The following is a 15,880-nucleotide window of genomic DNA, read 5'->3' on the forward strand; positions in this document are numbered from 1 at the left end:
GGGCGTACCGGCGTCCAACCCACATGCGCCGTACCGCCGCCCTGCTGGGCCTTCCGCTGTTGATGATCGTCGCCGGGTGCGCGCCGGCCGGCTCCGACCCGGCCGTCGACCCGGTCGACTCCGACCCGCGCCGCGACGCCTTCGCCCAGCGGGCCACCGAGGTGGCCGACTTGTGGCGACCGCTTCCGGCGTGGAAGTCCGGTTACGTGCCGATGCAGGACCCGACGGTGCTCGTCGGCGACCCGGGCTTCACCGGGGAGACCAAGATCGCCTTCCTCAACGGCTGGTACCGCGAGCAGGTCGACCTGCCTGTCGCGCAGCCCGCCGACGGCACCATCAAGTTTCCGGACGGCACGCTGACCGTCCCGCTGGTGAGCGCCGCCACCGCGTACGGGCAGCTCGACCAGGGCGATCCGCCGCCGTGCGACGGCCGCCCCAAGGACCCCGGGTCCAAGCTCCCCGGTGGCGGCCCCACCATCGAGCCGGGGCCCGACGGCCCGGTGAGCAGCAACTCGCAGACCGCCTGCGTCCCGCTGACGGTCACGGCCGTGAAGCTGGGCACCGCGCCGGTGCGCACCAGCCGGGGCGAGGCGCAGGTGCCGGCGTGGCTGTTCACGGTCGAGGAGATCACCGTGCCGGTGGCCCGGCTCGCCGTGGCGCCGCAGGCCGTCACCGCCCCGCCCGAGCCCGCCCCGCCCGCCGGCCCGGCCCCGGAGGGCCTGGTCGGTGCGCAGGACATCCAGTCCGTGAACGGCACCGAGCTGACCTGGCGGCTCGGCGTGGGCAGCTGCGACACCGGGATCACCCCGATGGTGCAGGAGCGCGACGATGTCGTGGTGGTGGGCGGCAGTGTGATCCGCGCCACCGGCGTGTGCAACGCGATGCTCAAGATGGAACCGGTCACCGCCACGCTGAAGGCGCCGCTGGGCGACCGGCCGATCCTCGACGTGCTCACCGGCACGCCGCTGCGCCTCGCGACGCGCTGACGGGAGCCACCGGGCGGCGGCTCACAGGAGCCGGGGCACCTCGGTGCTGACCGGCACCGGGAGCACCGTCGGGCCGTCGGCGCGCAGGCCGGCGGCCAGGGCGTCGCCGAGCTGCTCCGGGGTCTCCACGACGGTGGCCGTGCAGCCGTAGCCCCGGGCGATCGCGGTGATGTCCAGCCCCGGCAGGTCCAGCCCGGGCACCCCCGGGGTGTCCTTGAAGTCGGCGAAGGCCTTCAGGATGGCGTACTGCTGGTTGACCGGCACCACCACGACCAGCGGCAGGCGCAGCCGCGCGGCGGTCCAGAGCGCCTGCACCGAGTAGTGGAACGAGCCGTCCCCGATCACCGCGACCACCGGCCGCCCCCGGCCGGTGTCGCGCTGCGCGAGCGCGATGCCGACCGCCGCCGGCAGACCGTATCCGAGGCCGCCGCTGGCCATCGTGAAGTACGACCCAGGGCGGGTGGCGCGCAGCCGGCGGCGCAGCGCCGGCAGGCTGGACGGCGACTCCTGGACCAGGATCCCGTCGGCCGGCCAGTGCCGGGCCAGGGCCGCGAAGAGGGCGTCCGGGGCCAGCGGCAGCCCGTCCGCCGGCGGGGGCGGATCGGGGCGCGCCGGCGGCGCCGGCCGGTCCGCCGCCGGGAGCAGGTCGACCAGGGCGGCCAGGGCCAGCCCGGCGTCGGCGAGCAGGCTGTCGCCCACCGGCGCGCGGGCCGCCTCGTCCGGGTCGTCGGTGACGTGCAGCAGGCGGGCCCCGGCGGGCAGGTGGTCGCCCGGCACGTGCGGGTAGTAGCGGAAGACCGGCGCGCCGACCACCAGCACTGTGTCGTGCCCGTCCAGCGCCTCCGAGAGCGGCCCCATCGCGAACGGGAGCACCCCCCGGAAGTGCGGATGGTCCTCGGGGAAGGCGGCCCGCTCCGGCGCGGGCGCCGACCAGACCGGCGCGGCGAGCCGCTCCGCCAGCGCCACGGCGGCGGGCCAGCCCTCCGCCCGGTCCACGGCCGCGCCGAGCACCAGCGCGGGCGCGCTGCTGGCGGCCAGCACGGCGGCGAACTCGCGCAGCCGGCGCGGGTCGGGCGCGAACCGGGTCGCCACCGTCCGCACCGGCGGTGGCGGGTCGGCCGGCTGTGCCCAGTCGTCGAGGGGCAGCGAGAGGAAGACCGGCCCGGCGGGCGGCTGCACCGCCGTCGCGTACGCCCGCATCAACGCCGCCGGGACGTCCTGCGCGCGGACCGGCTCGTGGCTCCACTTCACGTACGGCTGGGGCAACTCGGTGGCCCGCCGGCTGGCCAGCCGGGGCTCGATCAGCAGCATCTCCCGGGTCTGCTGGCCGGCGGTGACGATCAGCGGGGTGCGGTTGTGCCACGCGGTGACCAGGTTGCCCATGCCGTTTCCCGTGCCGGGGGCGGTGTGCAGGTTGACGTGCGCCGCTCCGCCGGTGGCCTGGGCGTAGCCGTCCGCCATACCCACGGCCGACGCCTCGTGCAGGGCGAGCACGTAGTGGAAGTCGTCCGGGAAGTCGCGCAGGAACGGCTCCTCCGTGGAGCCGGGGTTGCCGAAGACCGTGGTCAGGCCGAGGGCCCGGAGCAGGTCGTACGTGGTATCGCGGACCGTAGCCATCGCCTCTGAATCTATCCGGATGACTCAGGCAACCAGGGCTTTTCGCCGCTGCTTCCTTGCACCTCAGGGGAGTGCGAAGGGGAGGGTGATGCCGTCCAGCGCGTGCCCGCAGGCGCAGTCCCGCTCGGCCGGTAGCGCGGCGACGGCCGCCAGCAGCAGGCCCCGCAGCCGGTCGGTGTTCTCCCCGAAGACCCGGAACACCTCCTCCTGCGTCACCGCGCCGCCGCCCTCCACGCCCGCGTCGAGGTCGGTGACCAGGGCGATCGAGGAGTAGCAGAGGGCCAGCTCGCGGGCCAGCACCGCCTCCGGGTGGCCGGTCATGTTGACCACCGTGCCGCCGATCGAGGCGTACCACCGCGACTCGGCACGGGTGGAGAAGCGCGGGCCCTCGACCACCACCACCGTCCCGCCGTCCACCGCGGGCACGTCCCGGCCGGCCGCGGCGGCCAGCAGCGTACGCCGGCCCGAGGGGCAGTACGGGTCGGCGAAGGAGACGTGCACCGCGCCCCGGTCGTAGTAGGTATGCCTCCGTCCGCTGGTGCGGTCGATCAGCTGGTCGGGCACCACGAACGTGCCCGGCCCGAGGTCCGGCCGCAGACCGCCCACGGCGCAGGGGGCGAGCACCTGGCGTACGCCGAGGGAGCGCAGCGCCCAGAGGTTGGCCCGGTAGGGGATCAGGTGCGGCGGGTGGCGGTGGTCCCGGCCGTGACGGGGCAGGAACGCCACCCGCCGGCCGCTGACCTCGGCGATCGTGACGGCGTCGGACGGCGGCCCGTAGGGCGTCTCCACCACGTGCTCGGTCGCGTTGTCGAGCAACGCGTAGAGCCCCGAACCGCCGATCACCGCGAGTTCCGCCGTGGGACCCATCGGCCCTCCCTCGTGTCCGCCGATCTACCGCACGTCAGACCTTAGCCACCGCCCCGGGGGCAAGCTATGGTGCCAGGCATGGCGTTCACAGCGCGGATGACACCGGTGCCCCCGGGCGTCCCGGTCCGGTCGGTCTGACGGGTGTCCGGCATGCAGGGAGAGGGGCAGGCGATCGGCGGGCGGGCGACGGGGTCGATGACCGGGCGGCTGCTGGTCGCGACGCCGGCGCTGAAGGACCCGAACTTCGACCGTACGGTGGTGCTGCTGGTGGCGCACGAGCCCGGCGGCGCCCTCGGTGTGGTGCTCAACCGGGCCACCGAGGTGCCGGTCGCCGACGTGCTCGGCGACTGGAGCGACCTGGCCCGCGACCCGGCGGTGCTCTTCGAGGGCGGCCCCGTGCAGCCCGACTCGGCGATCTGCCTGGCCCGGATGCGCCACCCGGTGCAGCGGCTCAGGGGATTCCACCAGGTCTCCGGGGCGGTCGGGACCCTCGACCTCTCCGTCGACCCGGGGCCGCTGCGGGAGGGCATCACCGGCATCCGGGTCTTCGCCGGCTACTCCGGTTGGGGCACGGGGCAGTTGGAGCAGGAGATCGAGGACGGCTCCTGGTTCGTGCTGGACGCGTTGCCCGGCGACGCCTTCGTGGACCGGCCGGACGACCTGTGGCCGATGGTGCTGCGCCGCCAGGGCGGCATGATGGCGGCGGTCGCGCACTTCCCGCCGGACGTGGCGCTCAACTGAGCCGCGCGGGGTGGGCCCCCGCGAGATGACCATGCGGCGGGCGCTGTGTATAGTTCTCTCGTGCCCGGGTGACCGGGACGAGGCAAGGGGCCGTGGCGCAGCTGGTAGCGCACCACACTGGCAGTGTGGGGGTCAGGGGTTCGAGTCCCCTCGGCTCCACCCTTGTTTTTCAGGTGAGCGGCCTGGTCGAGAGTGATTCGACCAGGCCGCTGATCTGTTCTCCGGCCGGTCAGGCGGCGCGGCGGGCGCGGCGGCGGGCCTGCATGAAGGCGGTGTCTCCGCGTACGCCGTCCCACCAGCCCCACGGAACGCCTGTCACGTACCGGCCGATCGAGGCGAAGACCGGCGCGGCGTCGGCGTCGCGGCCGGTGCGCGCCAGCCCGTACGCCAGGATGTTCGCGTCGTTCAGCCAGTCGGCGTGCCGGGTGGCCGGCTGGTGGAACCACCGGGACAGCGCGTTGTCGAGATCCGACTGCATGACCGGGTCCTGCCGCCACCGCTCGCTGACCTCACCGGCGGCGCTGCCCTGGGACGCGCGCTCCTGCTCCCACAGCGCCCACTCGGCGGCGGCCTGTACCGGCAGCACGTGCAGCGGGGACCCCACGGGTGCCGCTTCCGCGACCGACCGGGCGAAGCCGAACATCGCCTCGTGCGAGCCGCTCCACTTCCTGCAGTGGTAGGTCAGCTTGAGCATGTGCCCCTCCCGATGCCAGGGGTCGCGCCGGGTCAGCTCACGCCACGTCTCCTCGACGTCCTCCCGTGGCGTGCTCTGGCCGATCATCAGGTCCAACAGGTTCACGTACGGCGTGGGGTCCTCGGGGGCGAGCCGCATCGCCAGATCGTTCACCTGCCGGGCCAGTTGCAGCAGGCGGTTGAACTCGGTCCACTGCGCCGGGCGGACGCTGGCGGCCCAGTCCCCGCCGCGCACCTCCCAGGCCCGTGCCACCAGGGACCGGGCACGTAAGAGTTGCGCATCCGGACTGGTGGGCGTGCGCGCCGCCCAGCGGTCGGTCCAGGCGGCCGAGGTGTCGACCCGGCCGGTCGCGGGGTCGACCCGGGAGCCCAGCCCACCGGCGGTCGACTCGGCCATGACGCGGACGTACCGCGCCCGACGGTCGTGGTCACCTCGGGTGGCAGCCAGAGCCTTCCGGGCGGACTCGGTGTCGGAGCCGTACCGCGCCTGCGTGCACGCCTCGCGCAGCACGGCGTCGTCCTGGGCCGGGTTCGTATCGATCTGGCGGGTGAGCAGCCGCCACACGGTCGAGATCACAATCCTGGATGGTAGGCGTCGGCTGGTGTCCTCCTCGGGCCCGGACCTGGTCCCCTCAGGAATAGGGGTCCTGTCGCACAAGTGAGGCGTTGTCGCCCACCGGGCCTTCTGTCACGATCGCCCCACTGGAGGCCTTTCCCCCGCCGGGTGGTTGGGCCCGATCCTGTGCGGCCAGCGAAGGAGCCGATGGTGGACCACCCCCACGCGTTGACAGCCGAGCAACTGGACCAGTTCCGGCGCGACGGGCACCTGATCCTGCGGGGCGTGCTCCCGACCGGGACGCTGGACGCGCTGCACGGCTCGTTCAGCCGCGTCGTGGACCACCTCGCCCGGCAGTGGCAGGAGCGCGGGGTGATCACGGAGACCTTCGCGGACCTGCCGTACGACCAGCGCTACCTGCGCCTGATCGAGTCCAGCCAGGTCCGCGTACCGGCCGCCTGGCGGCGGATCCTGGTGGGCCGGCCGGTGTACGACCTGTGGCGCACCCCCGAGCTGCTCGGCCCGGTGCGCAGCCTGATCGGCGACGAGGTCTACGCGCACGGTGTCTGGAACGCCCGGCCGCGCGACCCCCACGGCCGCACCCAGCAGGTCGCCTGGCACCAGGACGCCTACTACTACAAGGGTTGGGACGCCTCAAGCGGGCCGCTGCTGTCGGTGTGGATCCCGCTGGTGCCCGTCGACGAGGACACCGCCTGCCTCCAGTTCGTCACCGGCTCGCACACCCGTGGCTGGATCTCCCGCGACCGCCTGCCCAACGGCGAGTACGGCACGTCGGACGAGGCCGTCGGGGACGGCCCCGTCAGCACCGCCCGGATGGAGCCCGGCGACGTGGTGATCTTCACGGACACCACGCTGCACCGCTCGACGCCCAACGTGTCGGACCGCATCCGGTGGAACATCGACATCCGGTTCGCCCCGGCGGTCGACGAGGTGATCGGGAACTCGCCGCGCGGCTACCGCTGCTTCAGCGCCGCCGACCCGGCACAGGTCGAGTCGTTCGAGACCTGGGCCGGCCGGTACCGGTACGAGCCGGAGGACCTGCTGACGGAGCTGACGAACTTCGAGGAGGGCTACGACCTCGACGTGCTCAGGGCGTTCTCCCGCGCGTCGCCGTACGCCGACATCTACTGACCGGAGTTTCCGGGAAGCCCCGGCGTGGGGACGGTATCTCGCCGATCCGCCCGCGCCGGGCTTCTGCGTTTCTGCCCGGGTCGCCACCTACCGCAGATGGTCCAGCAGGTCGGACCTGCGCTCCGGCCGGGTGTGCTCCAGCGCGGGACAAGCTGCCCACAGTAGGGGCGCACTCCACCCTCCGCCCGTGCGGAAGTTCCGGCGGTCGTGCCGGCGGCGGAGTGATCCGGTGGGCCCTACCTCTCTCGCGGTCAAGCATGGCTGGAGGAGCTCTTGAGTCTGGCGGAACCATCTGTGAAGAGGGGGCAGGCACTGTCGCTGAAGCAGATTGGTCCTTCAGGAAGGCATTCATGCGACGCAGCCGCACCAGGGTCGCCGTACGGCCCCTGCCCACCATCCTCGCCATGGTCCTCGCTCCGGCACTTCTCGGCGCCGGCGTCGTCACGGCACCCAGCATGGCCAGTGCCGACGAAAACCCGAATCCAGCTCGAATCACCGACGCCTCGTGGTGGCTCATGGAGGAGCTGATCAAGCTCGAACCAGGCTCCGAAAACGGCGGGATCTACGCCGCCAAGTCGGGCTATCACAACACCCGCGCAGCCAATGACCCAAGTAACTACTCCGTCCGAGACAGCGAGGACCAGGGCGGCCCGTCGGACAAGGCCGCCGCCTACGACTGGACCTTCCCGGAAGCGCAGAGCCTGGAGCTGTTGGCCGACGGGGTCGGCCCGAATCCAGATCTGCACCTACCCTCAGGCGACCTGGCTGCCACCTCGGACTACAGCAACATCGCCCGTTACTCCAGCCGCCTCATGGCCTCGGGCAAGGATTCGAGCGATCCGCGTCTGGACGGATGGCGGGAGTTCTACGGGCAGACCGACACCGACAACACGGTGGAGGGCTGGGACTTCCGGTACGACGTCGCGGTGTCGTCCGATCCGTCTCATCTGTGGCACATCCACCTCAGCGAGGACCGGAACAAGGTCACGAGCTTCGACAACAAGGAGGCCCTGCTCAGCGTGCTCCGCGGAGAAACCGTCGAGCAGTGGCGGAACGGCGTTGCCGGTTCGTCGGATGACGTGTCGCGGGACGGGGTGGTGGTGTCGTCCACCGGCCGGGTGTCGGTGTATGTGGTGCGGGCTGACGGGGACGTCTGGGGTCGCAGTCAGGGAACCGCGGGTGGCACGTTCAACCCGTGGCAGCGGTTGTCGACCGGGGGTGGGTTCGCTGGTCGGGTGGCGGTGTTGCGTGATGACGATGATCGGGTGGCGTTGTATGTACGGCGTGGCGAGGCGATCTACGGGACCAGCCAGCGTGAGACGGGTGGGGCGTTCAGCGCGTGGATCGCGATCGGTTCCGGCTCTCCGGCGGTGACAGGGGATCCCCGGGCGGTGTACGCGAGTCAGGGCAGGATCGCGATCTACGCCACGACCAGTGGTGGGGATGTGGCCGGCGTGACGCAGACCCAGGCCGGTGGCGCGTTCGGTTCGTGGCAGCAGTTGACCACGGGTGGTGGGTACGCGGGCAAGCCGACGGCGTTGGTCGACGCCCAGCAGCGGGTGGCGTTGTACGTGCGGCGCAACGGCACGGTCTACGGGGCCAGCCAGAGCGCGCCGAACGGGCCGTTCGGTGGGTGGAATCCGAGGGGTACGGGTGGGTCGGGGATTGCCAGCGATCCCACCGCCGTGCACGCCGTCGGGGGGCGGATCGCGATCTACGCGACCAGCACGAGCGGCAACGTGGTCGGAGTCAACCAGACCACCGCTGGTGGCGGGTTCGGTGCCTGGCAGGTCCTCACCACGACCGGCGGGTACGCGGGCGTCCCGGCCGTGCTCGTCGACGACGACAGTCGGGTGGCGATCTATGCCCGCCGTGGTGAGACCATCTACGGTGCCAGTCAGCCCCGGGCTGGCGGTGTGTTCGGCACCTGGGCCGCTCGTGGTACGGACAGTCCGGTGATCACCGGCGATCCGACCGCCGTCTACGCCGTCGGCCGACGTATCGCCATCTACGCAGCCTCCACCGGTGACACGCTCGGCGGCGTCAACCAGGTGGAAGCCGGCGGTACCTTCGGCAGATGGAGCGTCCTCTGACGTAGGGGATCGAGGCCCAGTCCGATCCGGGTAGGTCGTGAGCGGGACGCTCACGACCTACCCGTGTGGAGGGGCCAGAGCTGATCAGGGGTGACTCAGAATCCGCTGCGGACGCGGCACCCCGGTCCGGCGACCGCGTCGCGTAGAGGGCCCCGCTAGGCGCACGTCGTCTCCGGCGACGCGCCGGACGTTTTCACGTCCGTGCCGGCGTTGTCCCCGGTGCGCCACCTTGGGCGGCCCGGTTTCCGGAACAACACCGGTGGGCGTCACCAGCTCCGGTATGGGCATCTCCAGGTTCAGCTCCCTGGCACGCACGGTGGTCGCCGCGCACGTCGCGCGCTCGGCAGCCAGCTACGCCGCCGGATCGCTCAGTGTCCTCGTCCGAAGGCGCGCGTCGACGGTCAGACCCGCGCCGGCTGCCGGGTGGGTGGCGCGCCGTCGTCCCGCGCTGCGTCGAGCAGCAGCCTCCAGCCGGCAACCACCCGTGCCACGACTGCGCGCGCGGGCGGACCCTCGCCGGACGCCCGCTCGCGGCCGTAGATGCGTACCAGGTCGGGCAGTCGGTAGCGGGCCTGTCCGACCTCGTCGATCCGGACGAGATCCACCAGACATGCGTCGACCAGCCCCTCCATCACACGCTCGGCCTCAGCGGGCGACACGCTCATCGCGGCGGCCAAGATCCACGAGGGGAATTCGCCGACGCCGAGCTGAGCGGAGACCCCGAGCGCGGCGCGCTGCTGCCGGTCCAGGTGACGGTAGCTGCGGTGGATGCTGCCGCGGACGTTCTGGTCGCCGGCGCTGAGCTCGTCGAGACGCAGCCGCTCATCGGCCAACCGGTCGGCCAGCAGCCGTACAGGCCACGGCTCTCGACTGGCGAGCCGAGAGCCGGCGATTCGGAGGGCGAGCGGTAAGCCGCTGCACATTCGTAGCACCTGCTGGACCGCCTCCGGCTCGGCGGTGGCCCGTCGTGGGCCGATCAGCGAGGCGAGGAGGACCCGGGCGTCGACGTCCGGCATCGCGTCGAGTTCGGTGACGCGGCACCCGGCGAGGCCGGTGAGGCGGCGGCGGGCGGTCACCAGGACGCCACACGTGGCCGTTCCGGGAAGGAGAGGACGGATCTGCCGTTCGTCGCGGGCGTCGTCGAGTACGACGAGCATCCGCCGGCCGGCGAGCAGGGTGCGGTACCGCGCGGCCCGCTCGACGGTGCTGGCCGGCAGGCGGTCGTCGGCCGGGGCGAGGGCCCGGAGGAAGCGACCCAGGATCGTGAAGGGTTCGGCGGGCGCGTCGTCGAGGCCACGCAGGTCCGCGTAGAGCTGGCCGTCCCCGTACCGCGTGGTGACCACGTGCGCGACGTGCGCGGCCAGGGCGGTCTTCCCCGACCCTGCGGGACCGACCACCAGCTGTACCAGTGCCTGCCCGTTGGCGGGGGTCCGGGCGAGCGCCGTGGTCAGCTGCGTCGCCTCGATGGCACGCCCGGTGAAGTCAGCCGGGGCGGCCGGCAACTGGGCGGGCACGTGGACCGGCGGTCCGTGGTGGCGCGCCCCGCCCGGCGGCGGCTCGTCCCATCGGCCCGGCGCGGCTGTGGGCTCGCTTTCGGAGCCACCGCGCAGGATACGTGTGTGGAGCGTCCGCAGCCCGGTTCCCGGTTCGACGCCGAACTCCTCCACCAGGTTCCGGCGGCCGTCCCGATAGACGGTCAACGCCTCGGACTGCCTCCCCAGACCGTACAGAGCGGTCATGAGCTGCCCACGCAGCCGTTCCCGGAACGGATGGCGCCGGACGAGGTCCATCAGTTCGGCGGCCACGTCGGACAGTTGGTCGAGCGCGAGGTCCGCGCCGATGCGTTCCTCCACCGCGGTGAGCCGCAGCTCTTCGAGACGGGCTGCCTCACCGCTGAGGAGGTCGCTGTCGACGCCGCCGAGAGCGGGACCGCGCCAGTGTGCCAGGGCCCGGCGTAGAAGGCGGGCGGCCTCGTCGTTCCGACCTTCGCCGGTTGCCTGCCGCGCCGCGCCGAGCAGCTCCTCGAAGACGTCGCGGTCAAGCATGCCGGGAGCGAGGCGCAGGGCGTATCCGGGGGGCGTGGTGGTGATGCTCGCCCTGCCTGCCAGGGGCCTGAGAAGCTGGCGGAGGCCCGACACGTACGTCTGCAGGATGGCCCGGGCCCGGCTCGGTGGACGCGGTCCCCAAAGCACCTCGAACAGGCGCTCCGTGGGCACCACCTGGCCGTGGTGAACGAGCAGCGCGGCGAGCAGAGTGCGCGGCTTCGTTCCGCCGAGGGGTACCCCCTGGCCATCGAGGCGCATCTCCACTGGTCCCAGGACATTGAACTCCAATTAGCTCTCCCCCGTTTCGCCGCAGTCGTCCGGGCGGGGGAGATCGCGACCGCGACTCGAACTCGCCTCGGCTCTGCGGCCAGTTCTCTGGACTCAGGTCAGCGGATCGAAGCCATCCATCCACGTGAGTCTGGCCAAGATACCCTCGCCCTGCGACTCATTGTCAACATTGGCTAACCTCCTGTGCTCGGTCGTCGCGCCGGTTCTCGCCGTGGCGTCCACCAGACTTTGCTCCGGTGGCGCGAGCATTCATGGGGTACGGGGGCCGAGGTGGCGCTCGATCTCGGCCAGTTCCTCGGCGCCGAGGTCGAGGTAGTCCAGGGCGGCGATGTTCGCCTCCAGCTGTGGCACGCTGCTCGCCCCGATGATCACGCTGGTCATCCGCGGGTCGCGCAGCGCCCAGGCGAGCGCGAGCTGGGCCAGCGACTGGCCGCGTCGCTCGGCGATCGCGCCGAGCGCCCGGATGGTGGCCATCTTCTCCTCGCCGAGGTCGCTCTCGCTGAGGAAGACGCTGGTGCGCACCCGGGAGTCCGCCGGGATGCCGCCCAGGTAGCGGTCGGTGAGCAGGCCCTGGGCGAGCGGGCTGTACGCGATGCAGCCCGCGCCGACGCGCTCCAGCGTGTCCAGCAGGCCGTCGTGCTCCGTCCAGCGGTTGAGCATCGAGTACGACGGCTGGTTGATCAGCAGCGGCGTACCCAGGTCGCGCAGGATCGCCGCGGCCCGCTCAGTCTGCGCGGAGTCGTAGTTGGAGACGCCGACGTAGAGCGCCTTGCCGGCCCGGACGACGGCGTCCAGGGCGCCCATCGTCTCCTCCAGCGGGGTGTCCGGGTCGAAACGGTGCGAGTAGAAGATGTCGACGTGGTCCAGCCCGAGGCGGCGCAGCGACTGGTCCAGCGAGGAGACCAGGTACTTGCGGGAGCCCCACTCGCCGTACGGGCCGGGCCACATCAGGTAGCCGGCCTTCGTGGAGACGACGAGTTCGTCCCGGTACGGCCGCAGGTCGGTGGCGAGCATCCGGCCGAAGTTCTCCTCGGCGCTGCCCGGCGGCGGTCCGTAGTTGTTGGCCAGGTCGAAGTGGGTGACCCCGAGGTCGAAGGCGCGGCGGACGACGTCGCGCTGCCGCTCGTACGGCCGGTCCGGGCCGAAGTTGTGCCACAGCCCGAGCGAGATGGCGGGCAGCCGCAGTCCGCTGCGCCCGCTGCGCCGGTAGGTCATCTGGTCGTAGCGCTCATCCGCGGCGAGGTAGGTCACGGTCACCGACCCTATCCCCGCCGGTGGCGGGCGTGCGCGGCGAACGGGCCTGCGACAACGGACGCCGGGGTAGTTTCGGGACCATGCGCTTCGTCCCGCTCGACACCCCCAAGCCCCTGTCCAAGATCGGCCTCGGCACCTGGCAGTTCGGGTCCCGGGAGTGGGGCTACGGCCCCGAGTACGAGCGCCGGGCCGCCGACATCGTCCGGCGCGCCGTCGACCTCGGCATCACCGTCTTCGACACCGCCGAGCTGTACGGCTTCGGCCGCAGCGAGCGGATCCTCGGCGAGGCGCTCGGCGACGACCGGCCGAAGGTCGTGATCGCCACCAAGATCCTGCCGATCCTGCCGGTCGCCCCGGTGGTGCAGCAGCGGGCGGTCGCCTCGGCCGCGCGGCTCGGCGTCACCCACCTCGACCTCTACCAGGTGCACCAGGCCAACCCGCTGGTCGCCGACCACACCACCATGCGCGGCATGCGGGCGTTGCAGGACGTCGGGCTGGTCGGCGAGGTCGGCGTCAGCAACTACGGCCTGCGCCGCTGGCAGGTCGCCGAGGCGGCGCTCGGCCGGCGGGTGCTCAGCAACCAGGTCCGCTACAGCATGGTCGACCGCGGGCCCGAGCACGACCTGCTGCCGTACGCGAAGCAGGCCGGCCGCGTCGTCATCGCGTACAGCCCGCTGGCCCAGGGCTTCCTCTCCGGCCGGTACGACGCGAAGAACCCGCCGAGCGGGGCGGTACGCCGGGCCAACCCGTACTTCCTGCCGGAGAACCTGGAGCGCGGCGCGACGCTGATCGAGACCCTGCGGCAGGTGGCCGACGCGCACGACGCCACGCCCAGCCAGATCGCCCTCGCCTACCTGCTGCGCCACCCGAACGTGCTGGCCATCCCCGGCGCGTCCGGCGTGGAACAGGTCGAACGCAACGCGGCTGCCGCCGACATCGACCTGGCCGACGACGAACACGCCGCGCTGGCCCGCGCGGCGAAGGAGTTCCGCCCGATCACCGGCCTGGCGGCGGCGCCCCGCCTGCTGCGGGCCCGAGCCGGAAGGTGAGCCGATGGACGACATCACCGCGCTGATCCTCGACGACCACGCGGCCTTCCGACGGGGCTTCGCCCGCCTCGACGACGCCCGCGACGAGCACGAGCTGCTGGCGATCTGGGACGCGCTCGCCCTGCACCTGGACGTGCACGCCGAGGCGGAGGAGGCGATCCTCTACCCGCACCTGGTGCGCCACGGCGACGACGGCGAGGCCGAGACCGCCGACGCGATCGGCGACCACAACAAGATCCGTGACGCCGTCGCCGAGTCCAAGCTGCACCCGGTGGGCTCCGACGAGTGGTGGGCGGCGGTGCGTACCGCCCGCCGGGAGAACAGCGAGCACCTCGCCGAGGAGGAGGACGAGGCGCTGCCCGACTTCCGCCGGCACGCGAGCGTCGAGCTGCGGGCCGAGCTGGGCCGCCGCTGGCTGACCTTCCACGGCGAGCACAAGTTCGGCCGCGACCTGGCCTTCGCCGACAAGGACCCGCAGCGCTACGTCGACGAACACCGCCGCTGAGCGGAGCGCCGATCTCCCCGACGCGGGGGAGTCGGCCCGGGGCGCGACCGGGACAGAATGGGCCGGTGAAGCCCCGCACGGTCCTCGCCCCGCTGACGGCCGGCAGCACCTGGCGGCGTGGCGTGTTCCTGCTGCTCGGCGGGGTGCTCGCGCTGCCGTACGCGCTGCTGGTGGTGGCCTTCGCCCAGCTGCTGACCCGGTCGGACATCCCTCGGCCGCTGGTGCTGGCGCTGCTCGGCGTCGCGGCGGTCATCGCGGCGGTCCCGGTCTTCCTCGACGGCCCCCGGGCACTGGAGATCGCCGCCGCGCGGACCCTGCTCGGCGTCGACCTGCCGGACCCGGCCCCCGGGCACGTGGCCGACCGGGAGACCCGGCTGCGCTCGGCGCTCTGGATCGGGCTGCACCTGGTCAGCGGCGGGCTGGTGGTGGCCGCCCTGTTCAGCGCCGTGCCGATGGCGCTCGCCTTCATCGGGCAGCAGTTCGGGCTCGACACCGGCGTGACCGGCGGCGACCGGTTCGGGCCGCTCGACGGGCGGGACACCGGCTGGCTGACCCTCGCCGGCGTCGTCGTGCTGGTGGCGCTCGGCTACGCCGTGGCCGGGCTGGGCGCGCTGGCGGTGTCGATGGCCCCGGTGCTGCTCGGCCCGGCCCAGGCGGAACGGATCGCGGCCCTGGAGGCGCACACCGCCCGGCTCGCCGAACGCAACCGGCTGGCCCGGGAACTGCACGACTCGGTGGGCCACGCCCTCACCGTCGCCACCCTCCAGGCCGGGGCCGCCCGCGAGCTGCTCGACCGGGACCCGGAGTTCGTCCGGCGCGCGCTGGGCGCGATCGAGGAGGCCGGGCGGACCGCCATGGACGACCTCGACCACGTGCTGGGACTGCTCCGGGAGCCCGACGGCCGGCGGGCCGCGCCAGCGCCGCAGCGTACGCTCGCCGACCTGGACCGGCTGGTGGCCGACACCCGCGCGGCCGGCCTGCCGGTCGACGCCCGGCGTACCGGCGACCCGGCCGACCTGCCGGCGGCGGTCTCCCGGGAGGGCTACCGGATCGTCCAGGAGGGGCTGACCAACGCGGCCCGGTACGGGCGGGGACCGGTCACGCTGCGCCTCGACGTGCACGCCGACGCGCTGGAGCTGGAGCTGGACAACGCGGTCAGCCGGCGCCGCCGCGCCGACCCGGGGCGGGGCGGCCGGGGCCTGGACGGGATGCGGGAGCGGGTGCTGCTGCTCGGCGGCCGGCTGACCGTCGGGCCGGACGGCGACCGCTGGCGCATCCGGGTGCGACTGCCGTTCGAGGGGACCTGATGACGACCGGAACCGCGACGACCACCGGCGTGCTGATCGTCGACGACGACGAGCTGATCCGGGTCGGGCTGCGGGCCATCCTCGACGCCCAGCCCGACCTGCGGGTGCTGGGCGAGGCCGCCGACGGTGCGGAGGTGCCGCCGCTGGTCGCCCGGCTGCGCCCCCGGGTGGTGCTGATGGACGTGCGGATGCCCGGCATCGACGGCATCCAGGCCACCCGGCGGCTGCTCGCCACCTCCGCCGACCCGCCCCGGGTGCTGGTGGTGACGACGTTCGCCAACGACGAGTACGTCTACGACGCGCTCCGCGCCGGAGCGAGCGGGTTCCTGCTCAAGCGGGCCCGGCCCGCCGAGGTGGTGGAGGCGGTCCGGGTCGTCGCGCGGGGTGAGTCGCTGCTCTTCCCCGCCGCCATCCGCCGCCTCGCCGGGGCGTACGGGGGGCGGGGCGCCGACCGGCTGACGGCCGCCCGGCTCACCGAACGGGAGGCCGAGGTGCTGCGGCTGATGACCACCGGGCTGTCCAACCCGGAGATCGCCGCGCACCTGGTGGTCGGGGTGGAGACGGTGAAGACCCACGTCGGCAACGTGCTGGCCAAGCTCGGCGTCCGCGACCGCACCCAGGCGGTGATCGCCGCGTACGAGTCGGGGTTCGTCACCCCGTCGGGCTGAGCGTTCCCTCCCGAGGGGGAGCCGGTTCACCGCCGCACGGGAGGGCCGGCGAGGCCCCC

Annotated in this window: 12 protein-coding genes, 1 tRNA gene and 2 pseudogenes; 10 read left to right on the top strand and 5 right to left on the bottom strand. The window is 73.0% G+C overall.

The features are described 5' to 3' along the window. Positions 1–23: 23 nt before the first annotated feature. Positions 24–986 (top strand): hypothetical protein, encoded by a 963-nt coding sequence (locus AC0OO9_RS19645; RefSeq protein ID WP_484511456.1) that lies wholly within the window; start codon positions 24–26, stop codon positions 984–986. Positions 987–1,007: 21 nt separating this feature from the next. On the opposite strand, the gene mdlC is transcribed toward AC0OO9_RS19645, so the two are convergent. Beyond that, positions 1,008–2,603, bottom strand: a complete 1,596-nt coding sequence (mdlC, locus tag AC0OO9_RS19650) for a benzoylformate decarboxylase (protein WP_484511457.1) — start codon at positions 2,601–2,603, stop codon at positions 1,008–1,010. A gap of 63 nt (positions 2,604–2,666) precedes the next feature. Further along, the gene (locus AC0OO9_RS19655; RefSeq protein WP_484511458.1) at positions 2,667–3,470 is read right to left on the bottom strand and encodes an S-methyl-5'-thioadenosine phosphorylase; all 804 of its coding nucleotides are present in this window, start codon (positions 3,468–3,470) and stop codon (positions 2,667–2,669) included. A 150-nt stretch (positions 3,471–3,620) separates the two neighbouring features. On the opposite strand from AC0OO9_RS19655, the gene AC0OO9_RS19660 reads away from it, so the two are divergent. Both AC0OO9_RS19660 and AC0OO9_RS19665 read left to right on the top strand, forming a co-directional pair. Continuing rightward, positions 3,621–4,211 (top strand): YqgE/AlgH family protein, encoded by a 591-nt coding sequence (locus AC0OO9_RS19660; RefSeq protein WP_089001872.1) that lies wholly within the window; start codon positions 3,621–3,623, stop codon positions 4,209–4,211. Positions 4,212–4,297: 86 nt separating this feature from the next. After that, positions 4,298–4,370, top strand: a tRNA-Ala gene (locus AC0OO9_RS19665). Positions 4,371–4,440: 70 nt separating this feature from the next. On the opposite strand, the gene AC0OO9_RS19670 is transcribed toward AC0OO9_RS19665, so the two are convergent. Continuing rightward, complete coding sequence (locus tag AC0OO9_RS19670; RefSeq protein WP_484511460.1) at positions 4,441–5,481, bottom strand: DUF4034 domain-containing protein; 1,041 nt, start codon at positions 5,479–5,481, stop codon at positions 4,441–4,443. A gap of 189 nt (positions 5,482–5,670) precedes the next feature. On the opposite strand from AC0OO9_RS19670, the gene AC0OO9_RS19675 reads away from it, so the two are divergent. From AC0OO9_RS19675 to AC0OO9_RS19685, 3 genes and pseudogenes are all read left to right on the top strand, one after another. Beyond that, positions 5,671–6,612 carry a phytanoyl-CoA dioxygenase family protein gene (locus AC0OO9_RS19675; RefSeq protein ID WP_484511461.1) on the top strand — a complete coding sequence of 314 codons (942 nt, stop codon included), beginning with the start codon at positions 5,671–5,673 and terminating at the stop codon, positions 6,610–6,612. Positions 6,613–7,016: 404 nt separating this feature from the next. Beyond that, positions 7,017–7,664, top strand: a pseudogene (locus AC0OO9_RS19680) (hypothetical protein); the annotation flags it as partial. Positions 7,665–7,685: 21 nt separating this feature from the next. Then, positions 7,686–8,705, top strand: a pseudogene (locus tag AC0OO9_RS19685) (DUF8189 domain-containing protein); the annotation flags it as partial. A gap of 401 nt (positions 8,706–9,106) precedes the next feature. Here the strand turns inward: AC0OO9_RS19685 and AC0OO9_RS19690 are convergent. Both AC0OO9_RS19690 and mgrA read right to left on the bottom strand, forming a co-directional pair. Next, positions 9,107–11,008, bottom strand: coding sequence for an AfsR/SARP family transcriptional regulator (locus tag AC0OO9_RS19690; protein ID WP_484517990.1), 1,902 nt, complete (start codon positions 11,006–11,008; stop codon positions 9,107–9,109). A gap of 279 nt (positions 11,009–11,287) precedes the next feature. Beyond that, entirely contained in the window at positions 11,288–12,295 is a 1,008-nt protein-coding gene (mgrA, locus tag AC0OO9_RS19695) for an L-glyceraldehyde 3-phosphate reductase (RefSeq protein ID WP_484511462.1), read from the bottom strand. Between the two features lie 77 nt (positions 12,296–12,372). Here mgrA and AC0OO9_RS19700 point away from each other — a divergent pair, with 77 nt between their 5' ends. The 4 genes from AC0OO9_RS19700 (at position 12,373) to AC0OO9_RS19715 (ending at position 15,821) form a co-directional block, all read left to right on the top strand. Continuing rightward, positions 12,373–13,341, top strand: coding sequence for an aldo/keto reductase (locus AC0OO9_RS19700; RefSeq protein WP_327030561.1), 969 nt, complete (start codon positions 12,373–12,375; stop codon positions 13,339–13,341). A 4-nt stretch (positions 13,342–13,345) separates the two neighbouring features. Continuing rightward, positions 13,346–13,846: a hemerythrin domain-containing protein gene (locus tag AC0OO9_RS19705; RefSeq protein WP_484511464.1), complete on the top strand. Its 501-nt coding sequence runs from the start codon at positions 13,346–13,348 to the stop codon at positions 13,844–13,846. A gap of 65 nt (positions 13,847–13,911) precedes the next feature. Beyond that, entirely contained in the window at positions 13,912–15,153 is a 1,242-nt protein-coding gene (locus AC0OO9_RS19710; protein WP_484511466.1) for a sensor histidine kinase, read from the top strand. Next, on the top strand, positions 15,153–15,821 hold the full coding sequence (locus AC0OO9_RS19715; RefSeq protein WP_132233630.1) for a response regulator transcription factor: 669 nt from the start codon (positions 15,153–15,155) through the stop codon (positions 15,819–15,821). Before AC0OO9_RS19710 ends, AC0OO9_RS19715 begins: the two co-directional genes overlap by 1 nt. Positions 15,822–15,880: the final 59 nt, after the last annotated feature.

This window comes from Micromonospora sp. USAFONa4 (genome assembly GCF_057197825.1).

Coding starts and splice junctions, on each gene's coding strand:
- AC0OO9_RS19715 (WP_132233630.1), top strand. CDS start 15,153: ATGACGACCGGAACCGCGACGACCACCGGCGTGCTGATCGTCGACGAC.
- AC0OO9_RS19655 (WP_484511458.1), bottom strand. CDS start 3,470: ATGGGTCCCACGGCGGAACTCGCGGTGATCGGCGGTTCGGGGCTCTAC.
- AC0OO9_RS19660 (WP_089001872.1), top strand. CDS start 3,621: ATGCAGGGAGAGGGGCAGGCGATCGGCGGGCGGGCGACGGGGTCGATG.
- AC0OO9_RS19705 (WP_484511464.1), top strand. CDS start 13,346: ATGGACGACATCACCGCGCTGATCCTCGACGACCACGCGGCCTTCCGA.
- AC0OO9_RS19645 (WP_484511456.1), top strand. CDS start 24: ATGCGCCGTACCGCCGCCCTGCTGGGCCTTCCGCTGTTGATGATCGTC.
- AC0OO9_RS19690 (WP_484517990.1), bottom strand. CDS start 11,008: ATGCGCCTCGATGGCCAGGGGGTACCCCTCGGCGGAACGAAGCCGCGC.
- AC0OO9_RS19700 (WP_327030561.1), top strand. CDS start 12,373: ATGCGCTTCGTCCCGCTCGACACCCCCAAGCCCCTGTCCAAGATCGGC.
- mdlC (WP_484511457.1), bottom strand. CDS start 2,603: ATGGCTACGGTCCGCGATACCACGTACGACCTGCTCCGGGCCCTCGGC.